Source organism: Burkholderia crassaminum (assembly GCF_964265005.1).
In the GTDB taxonomy this organism is placed as follows: Bacteria; Pseudomonadota; Gammaproteobacteria; order Burkholderiales; family Burkholderiaceae; genus Burkholderia.
The window spans coordinates 1468386-1489828 of the sequence record NZ_OZ183799.1; the positions used below are offsets into that span (position 1 = coordinate 1468386).

General features: G+C 64.0%; 18 protein-coding genes. 6 read left to right on the forward strand and 12 right to left on the reverse strand.

Annotated elements, in window-relative coordinates:
* Positions 1-282: 282 nt before the first annotated feature.
* From ACPTTF_RS06790 to ACPTTF_RS06845, 12 genes are all read right to left on the reverse strand, one after another.
* Complete coding sequence (locus ACPTTF_RS06790) at positions 283-1242, reverse strand: hypothetical protein (protein WP_423370658.1); 960 nt, start codon at positions 1240-1242, stop codon at positions 283-285.
* Between the two features lie 17 nt (positions 1243-1259).
* Positions 1260-1586 carry a hypothetical protein gene (locus ACPTTF_RS06795; RefSeq protein ID WP_423370659.1) on the reverse strand — a complete coding sequence of 109 codons (327 nt, stop codon included), beginning with the start codon at positions 1584-1586 and terminating at the stop codon, positions 1260-1262.
* A 198-nt stretch (positions 1587-1784) separates the two neighbouring features.
* Positions 1785-3764, reverse strand: coding sequence for an AAA family ATPase (locus ACPTTF_RS06800; RefSeq protein ID WP_423370660.1), 1980 nt, complete (start codon positions 3762-3764; stop codon positions 1785-1787).
* On the reverse strand, positions 3761-4204 hold the full coding sequence (locus tag ACPTTF_RS06805) for a helix-turn-helix domain-containing protein (protein WP_423370661.1): 444 nt from the start codon (positions 4202-4204) through the stop codon (positions 3761-3763). Before ACPTTF_RS06805 ends, ACPTTF_RS06800 begins: the two co-directional genes overlap by 4 nt.
* 4 nt (positions 4205-4208) lie before the next feature.
* Positions 4209-4412 carry a DNA-binding protein gene (locus tag ACPTTF_RS06810; RefSeq protein ID WP_423370662.1) on the reverse strand — a complete coding sequence of 68 codons (204 nt, stop codon included), beginning with the start codon at positions 4410-4412 and terminating at the stop codon, positions 4209-4211.
* 129 nt (positions 4413-4541) lie between these two features.
* Positions 4542-6035 (reverse strand): hypothetical protein, encoded by a 1494-nt coding sequence (locus ACPTTF_RS06815; RefSeq protein WP_423370663.1) that lies wholly within the window; start codon positions 6033-6035, stop codon positions 4542-4544.
* Positions 6036-6173: 138 nt separating this feature from the next.
* Positions 6174-6479, reverse strand: coding sequence for a hypothetical protein (locus ACPTTF_RS06820; protein WP_423370664.1), 306 nt, complete (start codon positions 6477-6479; stop codon positions 6174-6176).
* A gap of 216 nt (positions 6480-6695) precedes the next feature.
* Positions 6696-7163 (reverse strand): hypothetical protein, encoded by a 468-nt coding sequence (locus tag ACPTTF_RS06825; RefSeq protein WP_423370665.1) that lies wholly within the window; start codon positions 7161-7163, stop codon positions 6696-6698.
* A 48-nt stretch (positions 7164-7211) separates the two neighbouring features.
* Complete coding sequence (locus tag ACPTTF_RS06830; RefSeq protein WP_423370666.1) at positions 7212-7505, reverse strand: hypothetical protein; 294 nt, start codon at positions 7503-7505, stop codon at positions 7212-7214.
* A gap of 83 nt (positions 7506-7588) precedes the next feature.
* The gene (locus tag ACPTTF_RS06835; RefSeq protein WP_423370667.1) at positions 7589-8893 is read right to left on the reverse strand and encodes a tyrosine-type recombinase/integrase; all 1305 of its coding nucleotides are present in this window, start codon (positions 8891-8893) and stop codon (positions 7589-7591) included.
* A gap of 281 nt (positions 8894-9174) precedes the next feature.
* Positions 9175-10992: a glutamine--fructose-6-phosphate transaminase (isomerizing) gene (glmS, locus tag ACPTTF_RS06840; protein ID WP_166963096.1), complete on the reverse strand. Its 1818-nt coding sequence runs from the start codon at positions 10990-10992 to the stop codon at positions 9175-9177.
* A 49-nt stretch (positions 10993-11041) separates the two neighbouring features.
* A complete protein-coding gene (locus ACPTTF_RS06845; protein ID WP_423370668.1) occupies positions 11042-12130 on the reverse strand; it encodes a hypothetical protein in 1089 nt (362 codons plus the stop codon).
* 1324 nt (positions 12131-13454) lie between these two features.
* Here ACPTTF_RS06845 and wecB point away from each other — a divergent pair.
* The 6 genes from wecB to ACPTTF_RS06875 all read left to right on the forward strand — a co-directional run bounded on the left by wecB (position 13455) and on the right by ACPTTF_RS06875 (position 21313).
* The gene (wecB, locus tag ACPTTF_RS06850; protein ID WP_423370669.1) at positions 13455-14672 is read left to right on the forward strand and encodes a non-hydrolyzing UDP-N-acetylglucosamine 2-epimerase; all 1218 of its coding nucleotides are present in this window, start codon (positions 13455-13457) and stop codon (positions 14670-14672) included.
* A gap of 396 nt (positions 14673-15068) precedes the next feature.
* Positions 15069-15365, forward strand: coding sequence for a hypothetical protein (locus ACPTTF_RS06855; protein ID WP_423370670.1), 297 nt, complete (start codon positions 15069-15071; stop codon positions 15363-15365).
* A 392-nt stretch (positions 15366-15757) separates the two neighbouring features.
* The gene (locus tag ACPTTF_RS06860; protein ID WP_034186692.1) at positions 15758-16219 is read left to right on the forward strand and encodes a (2Fe-2S)-binding protein; all 462 of its coding nucleotides are present in this window, start codon (positions 15758-15760) and stop codon (positions 16217-16219) included.
* Complete coding sequence (locus ACPTTF_RS06865; RefSeq protein ID WP_423370671.1) at positions 16216-18540, forward strand: molybdopterin cofactor-binding domain-containing protein; 2325 nt, start codon at positions 16216-16218, stop codon at positions 18538-18540. The genes ACPTTF_RS06860 and ACPTTF_RS06865 overlap by 4 nt, the downstream gene beginning before the upstream one ends.
* A 68-nt stretch (positions 18541-18608) precedes the next feature.
* The gene (locus ACPTTF_RS06870) at positions 18609-19376 is read left to right on the forward strand and encodes a class II aldolase/adducin family protein (protein ID WP_423370672.1); all 768 of its coding nucleotides are present in this window, start codon (positions 18609-18611) and stop codon (positions 19374-19376) included.
* 107 nt (positions 19377-19483) lie between these two features.
* Positions 19484-21313, forward strand: a complete 1830-nt coding sequence (locus tag ACPTTF_RS06875; RefSeq protein WP_423370673.1) for an acyl-CoA dehydrogenase — start codon at positions 19484-19486, stop codon at positions 21311-21313.
* Positions 21314-21443 lie beyond the last annotated feature (130 nt).

Below are 21443 nucleotides of genomic sequence, written 5' to 3' on the forward strand. Positions count from 1 at the left end.
GGTGATTCTGCAAGCATTTCGCAGGCTGACTCTGTCCGGCGTTTGAATTTCTCTGATTGATTTCAAAGCATCCGCTGTTTGGCTGTTTTTTTGCTGTTACCAGCCAAACGCGCCGCCTGTTTTCGCCTGTTGAAGTAGTCAGGGCGCTGCCTGTTTTTTGCCTGTTCTCAGGCAGCGCGCCGGTATTTTCCCCTATTTTATTGAAGCCGCCTGTTCTCAATTGTGCATGTACGGCATCTGAGTAGGCGGCGCAGCCCTCTCTGCCGCGCACACCGCCCAAAATCAATGCAATAGCCCGAGCAGGCCACCTGCTGCTGCACCAATACCCATGCCGAGCGGACCGCCAATCGCACCTTGCGATGCGCCTGCGACCATTCCTCCGAGCGCCGCGCCGCCCATTGCGCCACCAAGTGCCCCGGTCAATGGGTTGGAGTAGTACGGCTGCGAAGTGGATGAGGTGCCGCCATACTGCCCTTGGATGAGGTTGGAGTAGTTCCCGAGCTGCTGCCAGGGTGCGCTTATTTGAGCCTGCTGAAGCGCCTGTTGATTGCCGCCCATGTTGTACAGATTCGAGATAGCAGAGTTAATCGAATTGACCACGTTCGGCGACATGCCGGCGCCGGCCAATTGCTGCTGTGACGCGGTGTTGTAGTTGTTCGACAGGCCCTGAGCACCTTGCAACATCCCACTTAGGTTCTGTTGATACATCCCACCGTACAGGTTGTTCATGGAGTTGCCGAGCTGCGTTGCGAGGTCTTGTTGAGCTTGGCCCTGCGCATTCATCATCGCTCCCGAACCGTACCGACCCGCACCTTCCATCTGGCTCGTGATTTGTGGCGCAACGGCGTTTTGGTAGTTCCGCGTGATTGAGTCGGCGGCAGCGTTCGCCATACCGGTCATGTACGGATTGCTGAGCATGTCGCCATTGGCGAATTTCTCGAACGCTGCGTTTCCCGGGTTTGCGTTCAGGTACTGGCCGTTCAGTAGGTTCGTTGTGTAGCTCCCGGCCGCATTGTTGACGGTCGGAGAGAACCCGAAATTCGTCCCGTTTGCGACGTTCTGAGTGAGCCCCATCGCCTGATTTTGCATCGGTGTAAAACCGGCAACGGATGCCGCCGGATTGTTCCGATACTGGTCGTACGCATTCTGCGCACTGTTGAACACGTCAGAGAGGTAAGGTTGCTGACCAGACCACGGGTCACTCTTCTGAACGGTTGTCGTGCTACCGCCGCCGCTAGACATTTTGCTTCTCCTGTCAATTAATGGACTTTGAATTCCGTACTGTCAGATTCCCCGAAGGATGCAGGCTCCGACTTTTCACCGGAGGCGGTTTGCATTTCCCCATTGCCTCTGGTGCCAATCTCGGCAGACATGGCATTCAACCGGCCCAACTGGTCGAGGAGGTATGCGTGTAACTGGTGAAGGTGCAGCAAACTTCTTTCGACGTAGTCGCGGTTCACGCTTCCTTGGTCAAGGCTCTGAGCCACTGGCGTGGCATGAGCGACTGCCATCCGTATTTGAGCCATGGTGAACGTCAGGGCGTGGTCGCACGCCGCCAGGAAAATTTGCGTTTCAGCATCATTCATCTTTCATCTCCAGTAGGCAGCTATCGCTGCCCAAGTTGCCGATACAGGTCCACGTTAGTGCGGATCCTTCGCGGTTCTGATTCCCGAAATGTCCCGTTTTGTCCCGTTTCGGGAGTTTCTGGGTCCCGTTTTCTCCCGCTCCGTATATATAGATACGGGCGGGAACGGGACGGACTCCGGGACGGGCGGAGAGGTGGGTTATTTGCGCCATAGCCAGCCGTCCTTGGAGCCATAGACTCCGTTCGCGACAAGGCCGGTTACGGCCGCCCTGGCACGCTCGTTACGCTTTCGTGGCTCGCAGGTCAGGCTTGACGCCACTAGCCGTACAGCGGCCTCGATTTCGATACAAGGGTGGGTAGGCGGCGCGTCGCCTTTACCGAAGTCCTGGGACTGGCGCAGAGGTTCGGCGAGGGCGTCTAATGCGATGCGCTGGTTGCCACCCTGCGGAAGCTTCACGCGCGCTACCTCCTTCGTGCTCTCGTCGGGCTCGACAACGCACGAGGTAACCGGTTCGCCGTGCTCGTCGTCGCCCAGTTCCACCACGCGTAGAGCGAACGCATTGCGCCCACCGTCGGCGTCGTCCTTGCTCTTGGCGACGCTCCATTCACGGCGCCCGTCATTGCGTGAAACTTCGATGGCGGCGTCGAGCGCGGCGTACAGGCTGCTATGACCGCGGAGGCCCTTCGTGCCATCCTTGCCGGTGTGATGGACGAGCAGCACCACGCCGCCGAGCCGGCGCTGCGCTTCCTTGCACGCCTCGATGAGGTGGCCCATATCGACGCTAGAGTTCTCATCCGTGCCCGGGGCTGCGCGATTCAGCGTGTCGATAACCAACAATCCGTCGCGACCGCTGGCAGCCAGGACGGCAGCGCATAGGTCGGCAACGTCGTCCGGCTGGCGCAAGTCGAGAGACTGGGTGACGAAGCGCAGGTGATTCGGCAGCGGCATCCCGCGATGCGCGCTCCAGGCGCGTGCCCGCTTGCTCAAGCCGGCCTCGCCCTCGAGACATACATAGGTCACGGGAGCTGCATTTGCGCGCCGCCCGAACCATCCGGCTCCTGCTGCAATAGCGGTGCAGAGGTCGAGCACCAAGAACGATTTCCCGGAACCGGACGGCCCATAGACGGCAGCGAACCCGGAGGCGGGCAATACGCCCTGAATCATCCAGCGAAGCGGCGGCGCGGTGAGCAGGTCGTCGGCCGATTGGAGCCGATACCGCATCGGCGGTGTCTTGGCGGCGCGGAGAAGATCCGCCAGTGCGTCGATGCCGTGCTGGGCCTCGTAGTCGTTCGCGTCATAGTTCGCCGGCTTGTCGGAGGGCAATTCGACCCACGCGCCGGTAAGCTCGCGGGCGATGGCTTCGGCGTCCGCCTCTTTGCCGCGGTCCGGCACGATGACGATGCGCGCCGCCGGAAACCGCTTGCGCAGCACCTTCGCGATGGAGCGAGTGCGGCCAGAGCCGAACGTGACCGCAGCGGCGGCGTGATAGTCCGCCTTGGCGCACGCCCACGCCTGCCCGATGCCCTCGCATACGTATAGCGTTCCATCCGGTGTGATGTCGCCGACCATGAACAAGCCATCGTTGAATGACGCGCCTGGTGCGTTGAGCTTCTTCCCGGCACCCGGGGGCGGAACGAATTGGACCGTGCAGAGCATGCCGTCGAACGAGCGAACCGGTACCGCCAGCCAGCCGGCGACGCGCTGCCCGCCGATGGCGAGCGTGTCATCTTTCGGCACTACACGGAGGCCGTCCGGGGTACCGCGCTTCGCAACGATATAGGGATGGTCGGCGCTGGCGCCCGGATAGCTGTCGAATGTCGCAGCCAGGTCGGTACGCGGCTTCCGGGGAGTGTCGACATGCGCTGGTTTCGCGACCGGTACGCGCGCCGCCGGCATAACGTTGCGCGGGTGCGTATCACGCCAGCCGGCATCCATCGCCATCCTGAATAGCGTGGCCGGACCAATACCGCCATCCTGTTTAAAGCTCTTCCATGCAGACTTGGCGTCACGTTCTCCGCCGAAATTGGCGCCGGTCGCCGACCACTCGAGGAAATCAGCCTCGGATAGGCCGGCTGCCTTCGCCGCCATGCCGGCGCTCACCCACTCACTGCGCGGGCACCCGGCATCGAGGGAAAACAGGGCGTCACGTGCGCGCGCGGCGTCGTGACCATTCGTCATGCGGCACCTCGCATGTCACGCCGTGCATTGATGCGAGCGGCCAACGCTTTCACCTCGCCGGCATTCGCACGTCGCTTGCTGACGGCGGCTTGCACCCGGTCAATCCATCCACGTGCGCCAACAGCAAACGCGGCCTCACGGGATTCGTCACTGAGCCAGTAGCGCGTTACCCACGAGATGCGGCCGTCGTTCGTGCCGTCTGCAATTTCGCGGCGCTCGATGGTCCACCCGTATTTGCCTTCCAGGTAGTGCACCCATGCGGCAGCTCTCGTCGTCGATTGGCGAAACACGGCCTCCATACCGGTTACTGCATTGCCTTCCAGCAGTTCAGCCAGAAACGACGCTGTGACGGTATTGACGCGTGTAGGCAGGGCTCCGTTAGAATTGCGATGTTCGTTCGCGCTCGTCGGCTTCGGTTGGCGGGCGTTTTCTTTTTTCATCGCCTCAACCCTCCGACAGTTTGTCGAGGGCATCGGCTGGCCACATCAGGCGACCATTCGGCAGCTTGACCGGGCGCAGCGAGAAGTACGCGCCGGTCTGGCAATAGCGTTTGCGGATGGACTGCGGGCGAATGCTAAGCAGCGCAGCCAGCTCATCGGTCGTGATGGGGCGGCGCGTCTGAGTCCCCGTAAGTTGTTGCGCAGTCATGTGATGCACTCCAAGTTTGCGCGACTCAACGCGAATCGCTTGGAGTGCAATTTGCCGATTACCTATGCGCCCTATGATTCCCACTGGGAATGGGAAGCCGGTCGGGAGCCCGACCGGGAATGTCGAGCGCTAGTCGGGAATCTTCCTGGACTTCAGGATGTCCGCCATGCCGTTCTGAAACGTCTTCAAGGCTGAGGTAACTCGCTTGCCATTAACTTTGACCCACGTGAATTCGTCATCTTTGCCACCGGGAACGAAAGCCGCTTCTGCATCGTTGGCTTTGAACCACCTGAGCGCGACCTTATGGCCCGGATATATTCCTCCGTGCGCCGCTATCAGTTTGTCCAATTGATTCTCTGCGGCAACCCGCCAAGCGATAACGGACTTGGTGCCAGGAGCGTCGTCTGCGACATGTGTAGGAGTTTGCGCGGTATGACCGTCCGGTGCTTCACACAGCAAGTAGGGCGGCACGACAATACCCTCTTGCCGCAACAGGTTCACCACATCGTCTCGATGTAGTTCGATGGAATCTTCGAGGATCTCCATTGCCTCGGACAGGTTGCCGGTTGCTGGCTCTACTGCTTCGGCCGCAAAGTCCTCAATCGCGCGGCCTCGTCTGTAGCAAGGCAAGTCCCGATTGACCAGCCACTCATTGACCAACGCGCTTGCCGCCGACGCTTTCGTGATGGTCTCGCGAAGCACTTCCGGCTTTCGCTTATTCATGCGCCTGAGCACCGCCAGCGCTTGCTCCGCAAACGATGCATCCTCGTCAAGCTTCGTATTCAGCCAGTACAGGGTAAATTTCTCGGGGCAGGCGTTGGCGTCGGAGTCTTGCGTGGAATCCATATCGGGCTCCTGCGCGGCCTGAACATAGGCGCCAGGGTTCGCCTCGTAGCGCAGCCGGGCCGCGGTCACATCAATCTTCGTGTACGTCAGCGTGTCGTACAGGTTTAGCTCGTCATCGAAGACAGCGTTCAGCAGCAGCCGCTCGTAACGCCCCATGATTAGGTCGCGCAATCGGCTGACCGCATTGGGGTATTCGCTGGTATCGCCAGCCTCGAGCAATTTCTCCCGTGCTTCATGTGGCTCCACCTCTGCCGGAACGAACGCCGACGCAATCAGCACCAAGAGGGACGAGCAGGGCTGAAAGCGGCGGAAGGACGGAAGATCCGCGCCTACGCTGTCCGGCGTCAGCAGCGTACGAAACGAGCCGGGTACTCGATTCGCCACGGCCCACGCATCCAATTCAGCCACGTCGAATGACGCGCTTTGCGCATACTCGCCGACCGCCCGATAGCGGTTTTCGTGGATTTCGGCAGTGTGCTGAGCCGAGAGCCGCTCGCCTTGGTCCTGAATCGGTTCGTCGGCCGCAATTTTGTATAGGGATGATTCTCGCGGTATTTTCCAATCTTCGTGGTCTTCGCACTGGCTCGCCCAGAAAACGAAGGTGCTTCGCTCGACCTTCCCGAGCCATACCGTGAGATGCGAGTTTCTTTGCTCGATAGCGCCTTGTAGCTCACGCAGGCGCTCCGCGAAGGACGTGCGCAAGTGTTTGGGGACTGGCTGGTCAGGGTCGATATGGAGCGAGAGGGAGATTGCTTGCTCGGGCGTCCAGAACTGCATGTTCCGGCTCCCCCAGTGAGTCCAGTTCGGCGTTGTCATCCGCACACCTTCACGTGCGAACCTTCAATCGGGAGCCCCTGCCAGGCCGGTGAAGGTTTCCGGCTTTTCGCCCCGTCGAGCTAGGCAGAGGCAAACCTGTCAGGCAGTGCGTCGTTGCTTGCTCCATCGAGCTTTTGCTGCGGCGCGCGCCTGTTCACTACGCGTCTTTGCGCAACTCTCTTCCCATGAGCGCAGCGTGTTGCCTGTTGCAGCGTCATCCAACATAGCCACAATGGCATCGAAAGGCATGTCCATCGAGTCGTTTGTTCCACGCTTCACGGCGAAGTCGAGCCATGCGTCGATGGCAGAGAAGAAACCGACCATCTTGCCGCGAATCGCTTCTGCTTCCCCATTGGTCCGTGCATCGCGGAGCGCCTCGGCAAAATATATTGCAGCACTTTGCAACGTTCCTCCCCCCCAATTGGGGGCGTGCCTTTGCAAATTGCATATAGGCAATCGCAGCCGCGCTGCCACTCCGGCAGCCGTCCATATAGTTGCTCGCGACATCGTAGGACCATGCCACTGATGCATTCCTCCTCATGTCTGCCAGCATGCTCGCATCGCTAGATTCTTTGTGAATCGCTGCTTGTTCCATGATGATTCTCCGTGAGATTGGCCGATTCAGTATCGGTCGTCGTTTGCGGCTTCGCGTATCTCGAAACGCCGCATCTGCCACCCGCGGATCTGCACCAGCGCCCGCGCCCATTGCGCCGGGGAAAGGACGCGCCAGCCTGGTTCGGGGCGGGGCCACAGGCGCTTCACGCGGAAAGCCATGATGTCCGACCAGTTGGGGTTCGCTGGATTCGCTGCGTCGGATGCTGTGTATAGCGCGACATAGGCGGGTACATCGGCAAGCTGCGCCAGATGCTGTATCACTCCGGCCGGCTTCTCTTGGCCGATGTCGCGAGCCACTTCAACGAGAGCCAAGGGGACCTTGGCTCCGTTGTCGTATTCCGTGAACAGCACCGAATCGAGGTCAACCATCGTCAGCGATTCGGCTTGAGTCGCCTGCAAATATCGGCGAATCGACGGCGCACGGTGCCACGCACCGTATGCACGGTCGCGAACTTCGTATTGTTCGAGCCTCATAACCGGCTCCTCAATGAAAACGGCGCTCAATCGCGCCGAGGTAACGGGTTATTGTTGGAAGGCGTCAGTACGCACCGTTGATGGAGCGGTGATTTTGATGCCACGCTTATCCAGAATGTCATCAAACGAGCCGCACGGACTACCGCCCATTGCTCCCAAGGCTGCGTCCAGCTTGCCACCGATTAACGGCAGTAACTCATGCATCATTTCGCAAGTAGCCCAGTCCGTTCCGTTGTCGAGCGACTTTTCGACTATGGTCCACAAGGTGTGCAGACTGCTTACTGCATCGCTTACGCTTCGTGTAGCGGCTGCGACAAGCTCGGTAGAATTGCTGTTAGCCATGATACGAACCTCCATTACAGGTCGTGTTGTGGTCAGGCGGCCTTGGTGCGCCAACACCCTGGCCGCCGCTTCGCCTGATACCGTCAGGCCGCGGTAATCACCTTCAGTCCGGCCGACTGCACCGGGGAAAACGGAATCCCAGCTTGTTCCAGGACCCACGTTTCAATCTTGTCGTGCCACACTCGCAGCAGGTCGAGCGGGCGGCGGCGGTAGTGCTTTTCGGCAAGTGCGCTGGGCTTGTGGCCCATGATTTGAGCGCTGATGCCGCTGGGCATTTCGACCCATTCGCAAAGGGTGCCGAAGGAGCGGCGCAGGCCATGGATTGTCACGTGAGGCAATCCGGCGGCGGCCAGTGCCTTGTTGTGTGCGATACGGGGTTCAGCGAGCTTCCCATCCGCGGCTGACGGGCTTGAGAACACCCATTCGTTGCGACGGGGCAGCGCAGCCAGTAGGGATGCGAGATACGGCGTTAGGGGGATGACGCGGCCCGTCTCCGTTTCTACCTTGTCGGCGACGTGAAGGCTGCGCCACTGAAAATCCACGTCTTCCCAACGAAGTCCGGCCATTTCCTCGCGCCGTGCTCCGGTCAAGAGCAGGGCTTGCAGGTAGGCGCTTATAACCGGGTTGCCAATCTGGCGCACGGCCGCGAACCATCCCGGTAGCTGCTCGCGTTGCAGGCAGTCGTCTTTCGCATTGGTGCGGGGCACGGCGGCGCGCACAGCACGGGAGGTGTAAGCGTTCGAGGCAATCAGCCCCGCGTATTCCGGTTTGTCGTCGCACCAGCGGATGAACGCGCGCAGCTTCCGATAGCTCTGTTCGGCGTTTGTCGGGCGCGTCTGTGCCTCAGTATCGAGCCATGTCGCGATGGCATCAGCGGTCAACTGCGATAGCTTCAGCGGCATCAGTGCGGCCAGTGGCCCGGCAACGGTTTGCCCGGTGCCGCGCTTCCACGGTGCGCCGCCGACCTGGGCCAGCCTCTCATGGTCCGCGTAGTGGCGTTCGCTCCATTTGCTCCGGTTTGCCGTCAGGTATTCGGCCCACGCCGCCCGCACTGTCACATCCTGTCGGCGAGCTTCCAACTGTCGTTGCTCAGCGGCGGCGCGCTGTTCAGCTGCCTCTTCGCGCGGATCCTTGCCGGCATCTACGAGCCGTTGCAGGCGGCGTGCTTCGTCCCTTGCTGCGTCAATGCCCCAATCTTTCGGGGAGCCGATGGTGACCCGCACCGTCGCGCCATTCAACTTGCCTTGGAAGATGTATGAGAGGGAGCCTGCGGCCGTGGCGCGAAGACCGAGGCCGGATGCGCCGCTATCCCAAATGAACGACTGAGGCTTGCCAGACGGACAGCTATGTCCGTTGACGCGACCCGCAGTGAAATTGACCTTTGCCATTGCCTCGCCCCTCAGAGCCGGGTTACAGGGCTTCATGTAACCGCCATGTAACCCAATTCTAGGCAAGCCAATCCACTTCAGTCAACGTAAAAATACGACAGAACAAGAGAAAAACCCTTGTACATCAGTCATTTGGTGATTTTGTTGGAATGCGAGTCAACATCAAGAAATGTCGGCTTGTTCGGCCTTCTAAGCCGTAGGTCACACGTTCGAGTCGTGTAGGGCGGGCCAGTCTGATCGTTCGAAGACCTTCACGGGCCCACCCCGGGTTCCCCACCCCCTCACTCCACCGTCACCGATTTCGCCAGATTCCTCGGCTTGTCGATATCCGCGCCGCGCAGACACGCCGCGTGATACGCGAGCAGCTGCAACGGCACGACGTGCAGGATCGGCGACAACAACCCGTAGTAATCCGGCATCCGCAGCACCGACACGCCTTCGCTGTTGTCGATCCGCGTATCGGCGTCGGCGAACACATAAAGCTGCCCGCCGCGCGCCCGCACTTCCTGCATGTTCGACTTCAGCTTCTCGAGCAGCGCATCGTTCGGCGCGATCGTCGCGACGGGCATCGTGTGGGTCACGAGCGCGAGCGGCCCGTGCTTGAGCTCGCCCGCGGGATACGCCTCTGCGTGGATATACGAAATCTCCTTCAGCTTCAGCGCACCTTCTAGCGCGATCGGGTAGTGCAGCCCGCGCCCGAGGAACAGCGCGTTCTCGTGCTGCGAGAACTCCGCCGCCCAGCGCTCGATCTGCGGCTCGAGCCCGAGCACATCCTCGAGCGCGCCAGGCAGCCGCCGCAATTGCATCGTGTAGCGCGCGAGCTGCGCATCGTCGACGTAGCCGCGCAGCCGCCCGAGCGTGACGGCGAGAATGAACAGCGCGACGAGCTGCGTCGTGAACGCCTTGGTCGACGCGACACCGATTTCCGGGCCGGCGCGCGTCAGGAAGCGCAGGCCGGTCTGCCGCATCATCGCGCTGGTCGGCACGTTGCAGATCGCCAGCGTATCGATATGGCCGAGCGCCTGCGCGTATTTCAGCGCGGCGAGCGTGTCGGCGGTCTCGCCGGATTGCGACACGCTTACCACCAGCGTATTCGGCGTCGCGAGCGCGTCGCTGTAACGGTATTCACTCGCGATCTCGACCTGGGCGGGCACGCGCGCGATCGTTTCGAGCCAGCGGCGCGCAGTCAGGCCGGAGTAGTGACTCGTGCCGCACGCGAGAATCAGCACGTTGTCGATCTGCTCGAACGCCCGCGCGGCATCGGGGCCGAATACGGCCGGATCGAACAGCCCGGCATCCGGGATGGTCGCGGCCACGGCCTGCGGTTGCTCGAAAATCTCCTTCTGCATGAAATGCCGGTACGGCCCGAGTTCGACCACGGCCTGCGCGGAGGCAATGGTCTGTACCGCGCGCTCGACCGGTGCGCCGCCGCGATCGAGCACGCGCACGCCGCCCGGCGTCAACTCGACGATGTCGCCTTCCTCGAGAAAGATGAAGCGATCGGTGATGCCGGCGAGCGCGAGCGCGTCGGAGGCAAGAAAGCATTCGCCGTCCTTCACGCCGACGACGAGCGGCGAGCCGGCCCGCGCACCGATCAGCCGCTGCGGCTCGTGCTTGCTGAACACCGCAATCGCATAAGCACCGTGAAGCTGTGAGGTTGCCGCGCGCACGGCGGCGAGCAGGTCGCCGCGATACTTGCTGTGGATCAGGTGCGCAACGACCTCGGTGTCGGTCTGGCCATCGAATTCGTAGTGCTCGTCGGAAAGTTGCTTGCGCAACGTTTCGTGGTTCTCGATGATGCCGTTGTGCACGAGCGCGATTTCATCGCGCGAGAAGATCGGATGCGCGTTGCAGGTTGCCGGCGCGCCGTGCGTCGCCCAGCGCGTGTGCGCGATGCCGGTGCTGCCGGTCAGGCCGGCGGTGCGCACGTGCGCGTCGAGATCGGCGACGCGCGACACGCTGCGCTCGCGACGCGCCTGGCCGTTGACGACCGTCGCCACGCCGCACGAATCGTAGCCGCGATATTCGAGGCGACGCAAACCTTCAATCAGAATCGGGACGATGTCCCGTTGCGCGACTGCGCCGACGATGCCACACATGACACGTCTCCTTCCCTTTTAGTCATCATGGACCGCACGCACCATTGCATCAGCGCGATGCGGTCGTCGTTGCCGCTGCCGTCGTGAATCCGCATCGAGCGGGTATGACGGGGGCGGCCATCCGGCTTTCGAATGCCAGATAAAGCGACTCCTCCAGTACGTTCCAGTGCGCGCCGTGCCGGAATGGACCCGATCGCGCTTGCCAGCAGGCAACCGTGCCCCAATCGTTCATCTTGACCGCGACCAGCGCGATCAAGCCCCACGGATAATCGGTGTCGGCGAGTTGTGGCCAGCTCTTGCCGTACTTCCGCATCCACTGCGCATAGATCGTCTCGCCAGATCGTTCGGGAACCTGAATACCGGACAGGAGCGGGAGGATCTGAGCGATCTTCGCCGGATAAAAACTCGTATCGCTGACCTGCTGCGTGCTGGCGCGAAAGCCGGATTCCGTGCCGCGCCAGAACACCTTCAGGATCGCGGATGCAAGCCGGTCGGCGCGCTGGCTCCACGGTCCCGCGTGCGTGTAGTCGGCGTGCCGGACGTAGTACGCCGAGAGGGCCTGGAATGCGCTGTGTACCTCGACGTTGTCCATCAGCAGCGCGACGTGCAGCGACGACGAGATCTCATAGACGCCGGAGGGTTTGTCGAGCAGCGAGTCCAGATGCACGCCGGCGCGGTTCAGGCTGAGTTCCCACGCGGCGGGCAAGCCATCGGGCGGCGCGAAGCGGGCGAGCAATTCGATCCAGGTCGCCATCATCGCGTCGTCGGTTTCCGCTTCGGCGCATGCGCGGTATCGGTCGTTCTTCACGCAGTAGCGGTCGAAGCCGCCGTCCGGGCGCTGGCGCGGCAGCAACCATGCGATCCACTCGAGTGCGGCCTGACGGGCGTCGAGTTGCGCATCGGACGCGGCGAGCAGCGCCTTCGCCGCGAAATACGGATCGATGCCGACGCCGTTCAGCCGCACGGTGATCGCACCGTCGGCACGCTGGTACAGCCCGTTGAGACGGAGTTCGGCGGCGCTCGCGTGCAGTGCGAAGCCGCACGCGGCGAGACAGCAGGCGACGTGCCACAGGCGGCACAGCGCGACGGTGGCCGCGACGCGCGAGCGTGCGGTCGGGGAAAGCGCGGGCCTTTTCATGTCTTGGGCTCCTGCGCGGGGTCCTGTGCAATCGTCGCCGGGCGCGGCGTTGGCCGCGTCGCGCCTGACGAGCGTGTCGACGTTGTGGCTCGGTTCACCGTGGCGCGGGTGAGCCCGAGGCTGGTACCGATATTTGCGTTCACGAGCCGGTTCGTTACATCGGAGCCGGAACCTGGCTCGTGGATCGCGCGTACTGCAACAGGACACGTCGGCACGTGCGGCGCGCAGGAGCGCTGGTCTTTCGCTCCAGGCGGACGCGTCGCGTTTCCTTCCGGCTTCGTTGCCTGGGCGTCCCCGTTCGTCCGCTGTCGGGCGAGTGCTTCGAGGTACACCTGACTGTCATTAAGCAAGGCGTGAGCCATCGGCCGCGATGCCGCGTGCAGCAAGGGGCAGGGGCCGCGGCCGGGTGCGCGGCGCGCACGGCGGCGGTGGATTTTGATTCATCGAAGAATCAGCCTGCGCGCAGGCCGAATGCCCGCGCGCGATCGGCGTCGCGGCGCGCACACGTGATGCGTCGTGCGAATTGTCTGCCGAACCCGCGCCGCGCTCGCAGCGTGACTTTGCGCGGTGATGCGCGTCGCGCCGTTCGTTGTGTATGCATCGGCCGGGATCCAGGTGCGTTCCATGCAGTCGTATGCGTTGCATGAACCGGACGCCAATACGACAACCCCGTTCCGGATCGGCGTTACACATTCGCAACATTTCACACGCGTCGATTCGTGCGACGTGAACGACGTTGCGTGCCGGATAAATCCCTCGTGCATGACCTCGGCCGGTCGGTCGATTGCGCTGCCCGCTGTGCAGACAAAAGTGGCGGATCAAGGAAGCGCAACGCGCTTCGACAGATGCGCGAGATTCGATGCGCAATGAACGCTCGACACGAGTTCGCGATTCGTCGGACGACGTCGCCGAAGCGACTGCGCGACTGCCCGGATGTTTGCCTGTATCGCGCTTGACGAGCGATGCGACACGCGTAGCAGTTGTGAAACATTCCGTCGCGCGCCGCATGTGCGCGGTGCATGCAGCGTGAACCGGACACGGCCGCAGTGCGGCTGGTTTGAATATTGCTGTAGTGGAAGGGACGTGACGAACGGATGTGACGCCTGGCCAAGCGAGGAACGACTCATGACGTGACTGATCGAGTGCAACGGGACGCCGGTAGTACGACGATTCGCGTGGCGCAGACCGCGCGGACAGGGCGGCGCGCTCGCTCCGCGACACCGCAGCGTGTCGATCGCGTGCGAGTACGGGAGGCGCCGCCTGAATACATGCTTCGCGCCACGAGCAGGGTCATTCAGCGCGAAATGGCTCAACGAGGATAACGATGAAAAAGATTTTGCTTGTGTTCGGGACCCGGCCCGAGGCCATCAAGATGGCACCGCTGGTACGTGCATTGAAGGCGCAAGCGGGTGTCGACGCCAGGGTATGCGTGACCGCGCAGCACCGTGAAATGCTCGATCAGGTGCTGACGCTGTTCGACATCAAGCCCGACTACGATCTCAACGTGATGCGGCAAAGTCAGACGCTGACCGACGTCACGACCGGCATCCTGCAGGCAATCGGGATCGTCTTCGACGAATTGCGTCCGGACGTCGTGCTGGTGCACGGCGATACGACGACCACGCTCGCGGTCAGTCTTGCGGCGTTCTACCGCTATTTGCCGGTGGGGCATGTGGAGGCCGGCTTGCGCAGCGGCGACATCTGGTCGCCGTGGCCGGAGGAACTGAACCGCCGCGTGACCGACGCGGTGTCGTCGTGGCATTTCGCGCCGACCGGGCAGGCACGCGACAACCTGCTCAGCGAGGGCGTGCCGGGCGGGGCGGTCGTGCTGACCGGCAATACCGTGATCGATGCGCTGCACGAGGTCAAGCGCATGCTGGACTGCACCGCGGCGCTGACGGAGAAGGTCGCGGGACAGTTTCCGTTTCTCGAGCCGTCGCGGCGCGTGGTGCTGATCACCGGCCATCGCCGCGAAAGTTTCGGCGAGCCGTTCCAGAATTTCTGCGAAGCGCTGTGCACGCTCGCGAAACGCTATCCCGACGCGCAGTTCGTCTATCCGCTGCACATGAATCCGAACGTGCGGGAGCCGGCGCGCGCCCGACTCGGCAACGTGCCGAACATCTACCTGATCGAGCCGCAGGAATATCTTTCGTTCGTATTCCTGATGTCACGCGCACATTTCATCATCACCGATTCGGGCGGCATTCAGGAAGAAGGGCCCGCACTGGGCAAGCCGGTGCTGGTCACGCGCGAGACGACGGAGCGGCCCGAAGCGATCCAGGCCGGCACCGCGCGGCTCGTCGGTACCGATCAGGAGCGGATCGTGTCGGAAGCCTCGCGGCTGTTCGACAGCGAAAGCGCCTACGGGGAAATGGCGCGTGCGAGCAATCCGTACGGCGACGGTCATGCGAGCGAGCGGATCGTTCACGCGCTGATGCGTAATCCGGGGGTACCCACGAAGGCGACGAGCTTTTCGATGGGGGCGGCGGAGATGCCGTTCAACGCGCTCACGCTGGGGTTGCAGGCGTTGAGGTCGCGGTGAGCATCACGGCGCGCTAGCGTCCGACCTGCTCGTTGCAATCGCGGGATGATCCGGTCCGGCCGGGAGGCCGGCCGGACGTTTGCGTTTGCGCGATCTCGCCGTTCCGCGAGACTGCGAATTCGTAAATCTGCGTGAACGACCGAACGCACTGGGACAGCGAACGTGTCCGGGGACCCTGTGATCCCAGTCGGCTCGCGAAATAATTCGACGGATTGCGACCTCGCAATTGCCGGTACGCCCGGCTTGCCATCCACGCCCGAATGAAGCCACGCGTTCCGCGGCCTTGTGACGATCGTGCACGCCGGTGCTATGCTTTTCGGCAATTCGCGGCGGACTGGTGCGTTCGGAGAACGATGGCGTATCCGCCTGGCAAGACGAGGGTTGACGGAGAGGTCAATGCGTAAGTCGACATTCGGTGCGATCGCGGTCGCAGTCGGTTTGATTCTGGCAGCGTGGGGTGTGCTTGCAGTCCTCGGAGCAGCTGCCCAGGTCAGTGGCGGCTGCTACGGGGCCCATCCCGTAAGCGATTTCGCGATCGATCATTTCCTGTCCCTCGGCCCGCTGATTGCACTGGGTGGTCTTGCCGTCTGGCTTTACTACCGTCGCACCGAGGCGTGGGGCGATCGCGGACGGTCGCCAGGCGAGAACGAGAGCGAATCGCCTGCGGCCGAGCATCGGAATATCGATACCTGAATCACCGGCCAACCTTACCGGCAAACGTGACCTGTCGCGGCATGCCATCCCCGGGCGAATTCCCCGCCTCGATCGCCCGAAGCGCCCGAAGCGCCCCAAACGCCCCAAACGCCCCAAACGCCCCAAACCCCCCGATCCGACGGCAATTCCGAAATGGTTCGATAATGCGATCGGCGATCCATGCGGACGAGCGAGCGGCCGGTAAGACGTTGCCATGTTGCGCAGGCAACCGGGCGGCAGCATCGTCCGCAGCATCTGCCGGGCCGTGTTTGCAGGCAACATGGCCCACGACTCGGCGCCCCGCCTGCCTGGTTGTTCGGAATGTGCGCCGCGCCGTTCGAATCCCCACCCGATGCCGGCCCGAAGCGGGCATCGCAACCAGGAGGTGAACGATGATCACGCTGACCGTCAACGGTAGCGAGCAGCACTTCGACGGCAACCCCGACATGCCGTTGCTCTGGTATCTGCGCGATGTCCTCGGCCACACCGGCACCAAGTTCGGCTGCGGCATGGCACTGTGCGGCGCGTGTACCGTGCACCTCGACGGCGTCGCGATCCGGTCGTGCATCACCCCGGTCGCGGCCGCTTCCGGCAAGCGTGTGACGACGATCGAGGGCCTGTCGACCGACCTGACCCATCCGCTGCAGCAGGCGTGGCAGGAATTGAACGTTGCGCAGTGCGGCTACTGCCAGTCCGGGCAGATCATGCAGGCCGCGTCGTTGCTGAAGACGAATCCCCATCCGACCGACGCCGACATCGACGATGCGATGTCCGGCAACATCTGCCGCTGCGGCACCTACACGCGCATTCGCGCGGCGATCCGCCTGGCCGTGCGCCGCGGAGGTGCCGCATGAGCGCGCCCGAACTCTCCGTCCAGAACGAAAGCCGTCGCGCTCTGCTGCTCGGCTTCGCGTCCGGCGGGCTGCTGCTCGCGTTCGGCGTGCCGTCGCTCGTCCGCGCGGCCATGCCGGACCAGCCGCCCGTCAGCGCGAATCCGCAGTATGGCGGCGCGGGGATGCCGCACGGGCTGCGCGACGATCCGCACCTGTTCGTCGCGATCGCGCCCGATGGCACGGTCACCGTGACCTGCATCCGCTCCGAGATGGGGCAGGGCGTGCGCACGAGCGTCGCGCTCGTGGTGGCGGACGAGCTGGGCGCGGACTGGGCGCGTGTGAAGGTCGCGCAGGCCGTCGGCGACGAGCCGCGCTACGGCAACCAGAACACCGACGGGTCGCGCAGCCTGCGCCAGAGCTTCGCCGCGTTGCGCCGCGCGGGCGCGGCCGCGCGCACGATGCTCGAGCAGGCTGCCGCCGCGGCGTGGGGCGTCGACGTGGGTCAGGTCAAGGCGACGGTGCACGAGGTCGTCGACACGAAGAGCGGGCGCAAGCTCGGCTTCGGCGAACTGGCGGCGAAAGCGGCAGCGTTGCCGGCGCCCGATACGAAGACACTCGCGTTGAAAGCGCCAGCCGAATTCCGCTACATCGGCAAGGGCCAAACGGCGTTGATCGACGGGCGCGACATCGTTTCCGGCCGCGCGCACTACGGGATCGACACGCGGCTCGACGGCATGCTGTATGCGGTCGTCGCGCGGCCGCCGGCCTACGGAGACACGGTGGCGTCGTTCGACGCCTCGGCGGCCGAGAAGCTGCCGGGTGTCGTCAAGGTCGCGCAGCTCGCACCGACGCCGCTGCCGTCCGGTTTCCAGCCGCTCGGCGGCGTCGCCGTCGTCGCGCGCGACACGTGGACGGCGATCCAGGCACGCGCGCAACTGAAGATCGACTGGAAGCGCGGGCCCAACGCGAACTACGATTCGGCCGCGTATCGCAAGACGCTCGAAGCTGCTGCCGCGCAACCGGGCGACGTGATCCGCAACGACGGCGACGCGGCGGCGGCGCTGGCAGGCGCCGCGAAGCGCGTGCGTGCGACTTACTACATTCCGCATCTCGCGCACGCGACGATGGAGCCGCCTGCGGCCGTCGCGCGCGTGGCGGACGGCCGCTGCGAAGTGTGGACCTGCACGCAGGCGCCGCAGACCACGCGCGACGAGGTCGCGAAGGCGCTCGGGTTGCCGACCGAGCGCGTGACGGTCAACGTGACATTGCTCGGCGGCGGGTTCGGCCGCAAGTCGAAGCCCGACTACGTGGTGGAGGCGGCGCTGCTGTCGAAGGCGGTCGGTGCGCCCGTCAAGCTGACGTTCACGCGCGAGGACGACCTCGCGCACGACTATTTCCATGCGGTGTCGCTCGAAGCGTTCGACGGCGGGATCGATGCGGCGGGGAAAGTGGTCGCGTGGCAGCATCGCACGGTTGCGCCGTCGATCCAGTCGACGTTCAGGCCAGGCATCGTGCACGAGCAGCCGGGCGAGCTCGCGCAGGGGATTGCGGACCTGCCGTTCGCGATTCCGAACGTGCGGATCGAGAACCCGGCCGCGCAGGCGCACACGCGGATCGGCTGGTTCCGCTCGGTCTACAACATCCCGCATGCGTTCGGCATCCAGAGCTTCGTGTCGGAGCTGGCGCATGCGGCCGGCCGCGACCCGAAGGATTTCCTGCTCGAACTGATCGGGCCCGCGCGGCGTTTCGAGCCGCACATCACGGTGAAGAACGTGAATTACGGCGAGGATCCGGCGCTGTATCCGGTCGACACGGGGCGGCTGCGGCGCGTGGTCGAGACGGTCGCGCGCGAAGCCGGCTGGGGGCGCAAGCTGCCGAAGGGGCACGGGCTCGGGATCGCCGCGCATCGCAGCTTCGTGTCGTATACGGCGGCGGTGTGCGAGGTGCAGGTCGATGCCGACGGCAAGATCACGGTGCCGCGGGTCGACATCGCGATCGACTGCGGGCCGCAAGTCAATCCGGAACGCGTACGCTCGCAGCTCGAGGGCGCGGTGGTGATGGGGCTCGGCATCGCACTGCACGGCGAGATCACGTTCAAGGACGGCCATCCGGAGCAGAGCAACTTCAACGGCTTCCAGGTGCTGAGAATGAACGAGGCGCCGCGCGAGATCCGCGTGCATCTCGTCGCGCCGGACGATTTTGCGACGCCGCTCGGCGGTGTGGGCGAGCCGGGCCTGCCGCCGGTTGCGCCGGCACTCACCAATGCGATTTTCGCGGCGACCGGCACACGCATTCGCAGCCTGCCGGTTGCCGATCAGCTCGCGAAGCCCCGGGCAGGGTGACGCAATCCCCAGGCCGGGCCGTATCGTGCGGCCCGGTACGCATCCATCCTTGAACAAGGAGTGTCGACGTGGCCTCATCCGATGTCAGCGTGAAGCAGGCAGTTTCCCCCACCGAATGGGACGCGCGAGTCAACATGGCGGCGGCTTACCGCCTCACGGCGCTGTTCGGCTGGGACGATCTCGTGTTCACCCATATTTCCGCGCGCGTCCCCGGCCCGGAGCACCATTTCCTGATCAACCCGTACGGCATGATGTTCGACGAGATCACGGCATCGTCGCTGGTAAAGGTGGATCTCGAAGGACGCAAGGTGTCCGAATCACCGTACGAGATCAACCCGGCCGGCTTCACCATCCATAGCGCGGTGCATGCGGCCCGCGACGACGCGCTGTGCGTGATGCATACGCATTCGGTCAACGGCGTCGCCGTGTCGGCGCAGGAGGGCGGGTTGCTGCCGCTGTCGCAGCAGTCGCTCGGCGTGCTGGCGTCGCTCGGCTATCACGACTACGAGGGCATTGCGCTGAACGAGGGCGAGAAGGCGCGCCTCGTGCGCGACCTCGGCGCCAACACGAACCTGATGCTGCGCAACCACGGCCTGCTGACCGTCGGTGCGACGCCGGCAGACGCGTTCGTCGCGATGTACTTCTTCGAAGCGGCCTGCATGATCCAGGTGCGCGCGCAGGCCGGCGGCTCGGCTCTGCTGCCGATCGCTCAACCGATTCTCGACGGCATCAGGCAGCAGATCGCCGCGGTGACGCGCGGGATGGGTGCCGGGGCGCTCGTCTGGCCCGGTTTGCTGCGCCGGCTCGATCGGCGCAATCCCGGGTACGCGGACTAGCTCATCCGTCGTTGTTGTTTGCGAACGACCGTGCTAAATTCCTGCCAGCATTCGCAATCACGGAACCCTTCATTCGGCTGACGAAGCCGGCCCCGGGAGGCAGCACGATGAGCTTGTTGATGTCGCGACGCGATCTCGCGTTCCTGTTGTACGACTGGCTCGATGCGGAGGCGCTCGCCGCGCTGCCGCACTACGCGGAGCACAGTCGCGAGACCTTCGACGCGGTGCTCGATACCAGCGAGCGGATTGCCGAAGACCTGTTCGCGCCGCATGCGGCACGCGGCGATCGCGAGGAACCGCATTTCGACGGCGAGCGCGTGACGCTGATCCCTGACGTCGAACCGGCCGTGCGCGCCTTTGCGGACGCCGGGCTGATCGCCGCGGGCCACGATGAGGCGCTCGGCGGCATGCGCTTGCCGAAGCTGGTCGAAGCCGCGTCGTTCCTGTTCTTCCAGGCCGCGAACATCGCGACTGCCGCCTATCCGTTCCTCACCGTCGCCAACGCGAACCTGCTCGTCGCGCACGGCACTGCCGCGCAGATCGACGCGTTCGCGCGCCCGGAACTGGAAGGGCGCTACCTCGGCACGATGTGCCTGTCCGAGCCGCAAGCCGGTTCGTCGCTGTCCGACATCGCGACACGCGCGGATTTCGAGGGCGATTCGCCGCTCGGCCCGCGCTACCGGCTGACCGGCAACAAGATGTGGATCTCAGGCGGCGAACACGAGTTGACGGAGAACATCGTCCACCTCGTGCTCGCGAAGATTCCCGACGAACACGGCCGGCTGCTGCCCGGCACGCGCGGCATCTCGCTGTTCATCGTGCCCAAGTACCTGCCGGGCACCGACGGCGCGGCGCAGGGCGAACACAACGACGTGGTGCTCGCAGGGTTGAACCACAAGATGGGCTATCGCGGCACCACCAACTGCCTGCTGAACTTCGGCGAAGGCACGCGCTACCGCCCGGAAGGGCGAGCGGGCGCGATCGGCTATCTGGTCGGCCAGCCGAACCACGGCCTCGCGTATATGTTCCACATGATGAACGAGGCGCGCATCGGGGTCGGTGCGGGCGCGGTGGCGCTCGGCTACACGGGTTATCTGCACGCGCTCGACTACGCGCGGAACCGGCCGCAAGGGCGCCCGCTGGGGCCGGCGGGCAAGGATGCCGCCGCGCCGCAGGCGCCGATCGTCGAGCATCCGGACGTGCGGCGCATGCTGCTCGCGCAGAAGGCCTATGTCGAAGGCGGTCTCGCGCTGATCCTGTACTGCGCGAAGCTGGTCGACGAAGCACGCGCGCACGACGACGCGAACGTGCGCGCCCAGGCCGCGGGCCTGCTCGACATCCTGACGCCGATCGCGAAAAGCTGGCCGTCGCAGTGGTGTCTCGCGGCGAACGACCTCGCGATCCAGGTGCACGGCGGCTATGGCTATACGCGCGATTACGCAGTCGAGCGGCTCTATCGCGACAATCGGCTCAATCCGATACACGAAGGCACGCACGGGATCCAGGCGCTCGACCTGCTGGGCCGCAAGGTCGCACAGGACGATGGCGCGTTGCTGCACGCGCTCGACGCACGAATCGGCGCGAGCGTCGAACGCGCGCGGACGCTCGATGCCGGCCTGCGCGAGCAGGCCGATGCGCTGGCACGGCGCTGGGCGCGGCTGGCCGACGTCACGCGACAGCTCGGCGCGATCGGCGATCAGCAGACGCGGCTCGCGAACGCGAGTGTCTATCTGGAAGCGTTCGGCCATCTCGTCGTCGCGTGGCTGTGGCTCGACGTGACGTTCGCCGCGCACGGGCAAGCTGGCGATTTTTACGACGGCAAGCGTGCGGCCGCCCGCTATTTCTTCCGCTGGGAATTGCCGAAAGTGGATGCGCAGCTCGATCTGCTGTCGAGCGTCGACACGACGACGCTCGACATGCGCGACGCATGGTTCTGAACGCCGTCGCACTGACATTCCGGAATGCTGACGATGTCGCGACGGCCGGTTCCGATGGCCATCGCACACGCGTCGTGAACCGGCCGCGCGGGAGTCTCCCGCATACCGCATCGATGCGCGGCCACGCCGC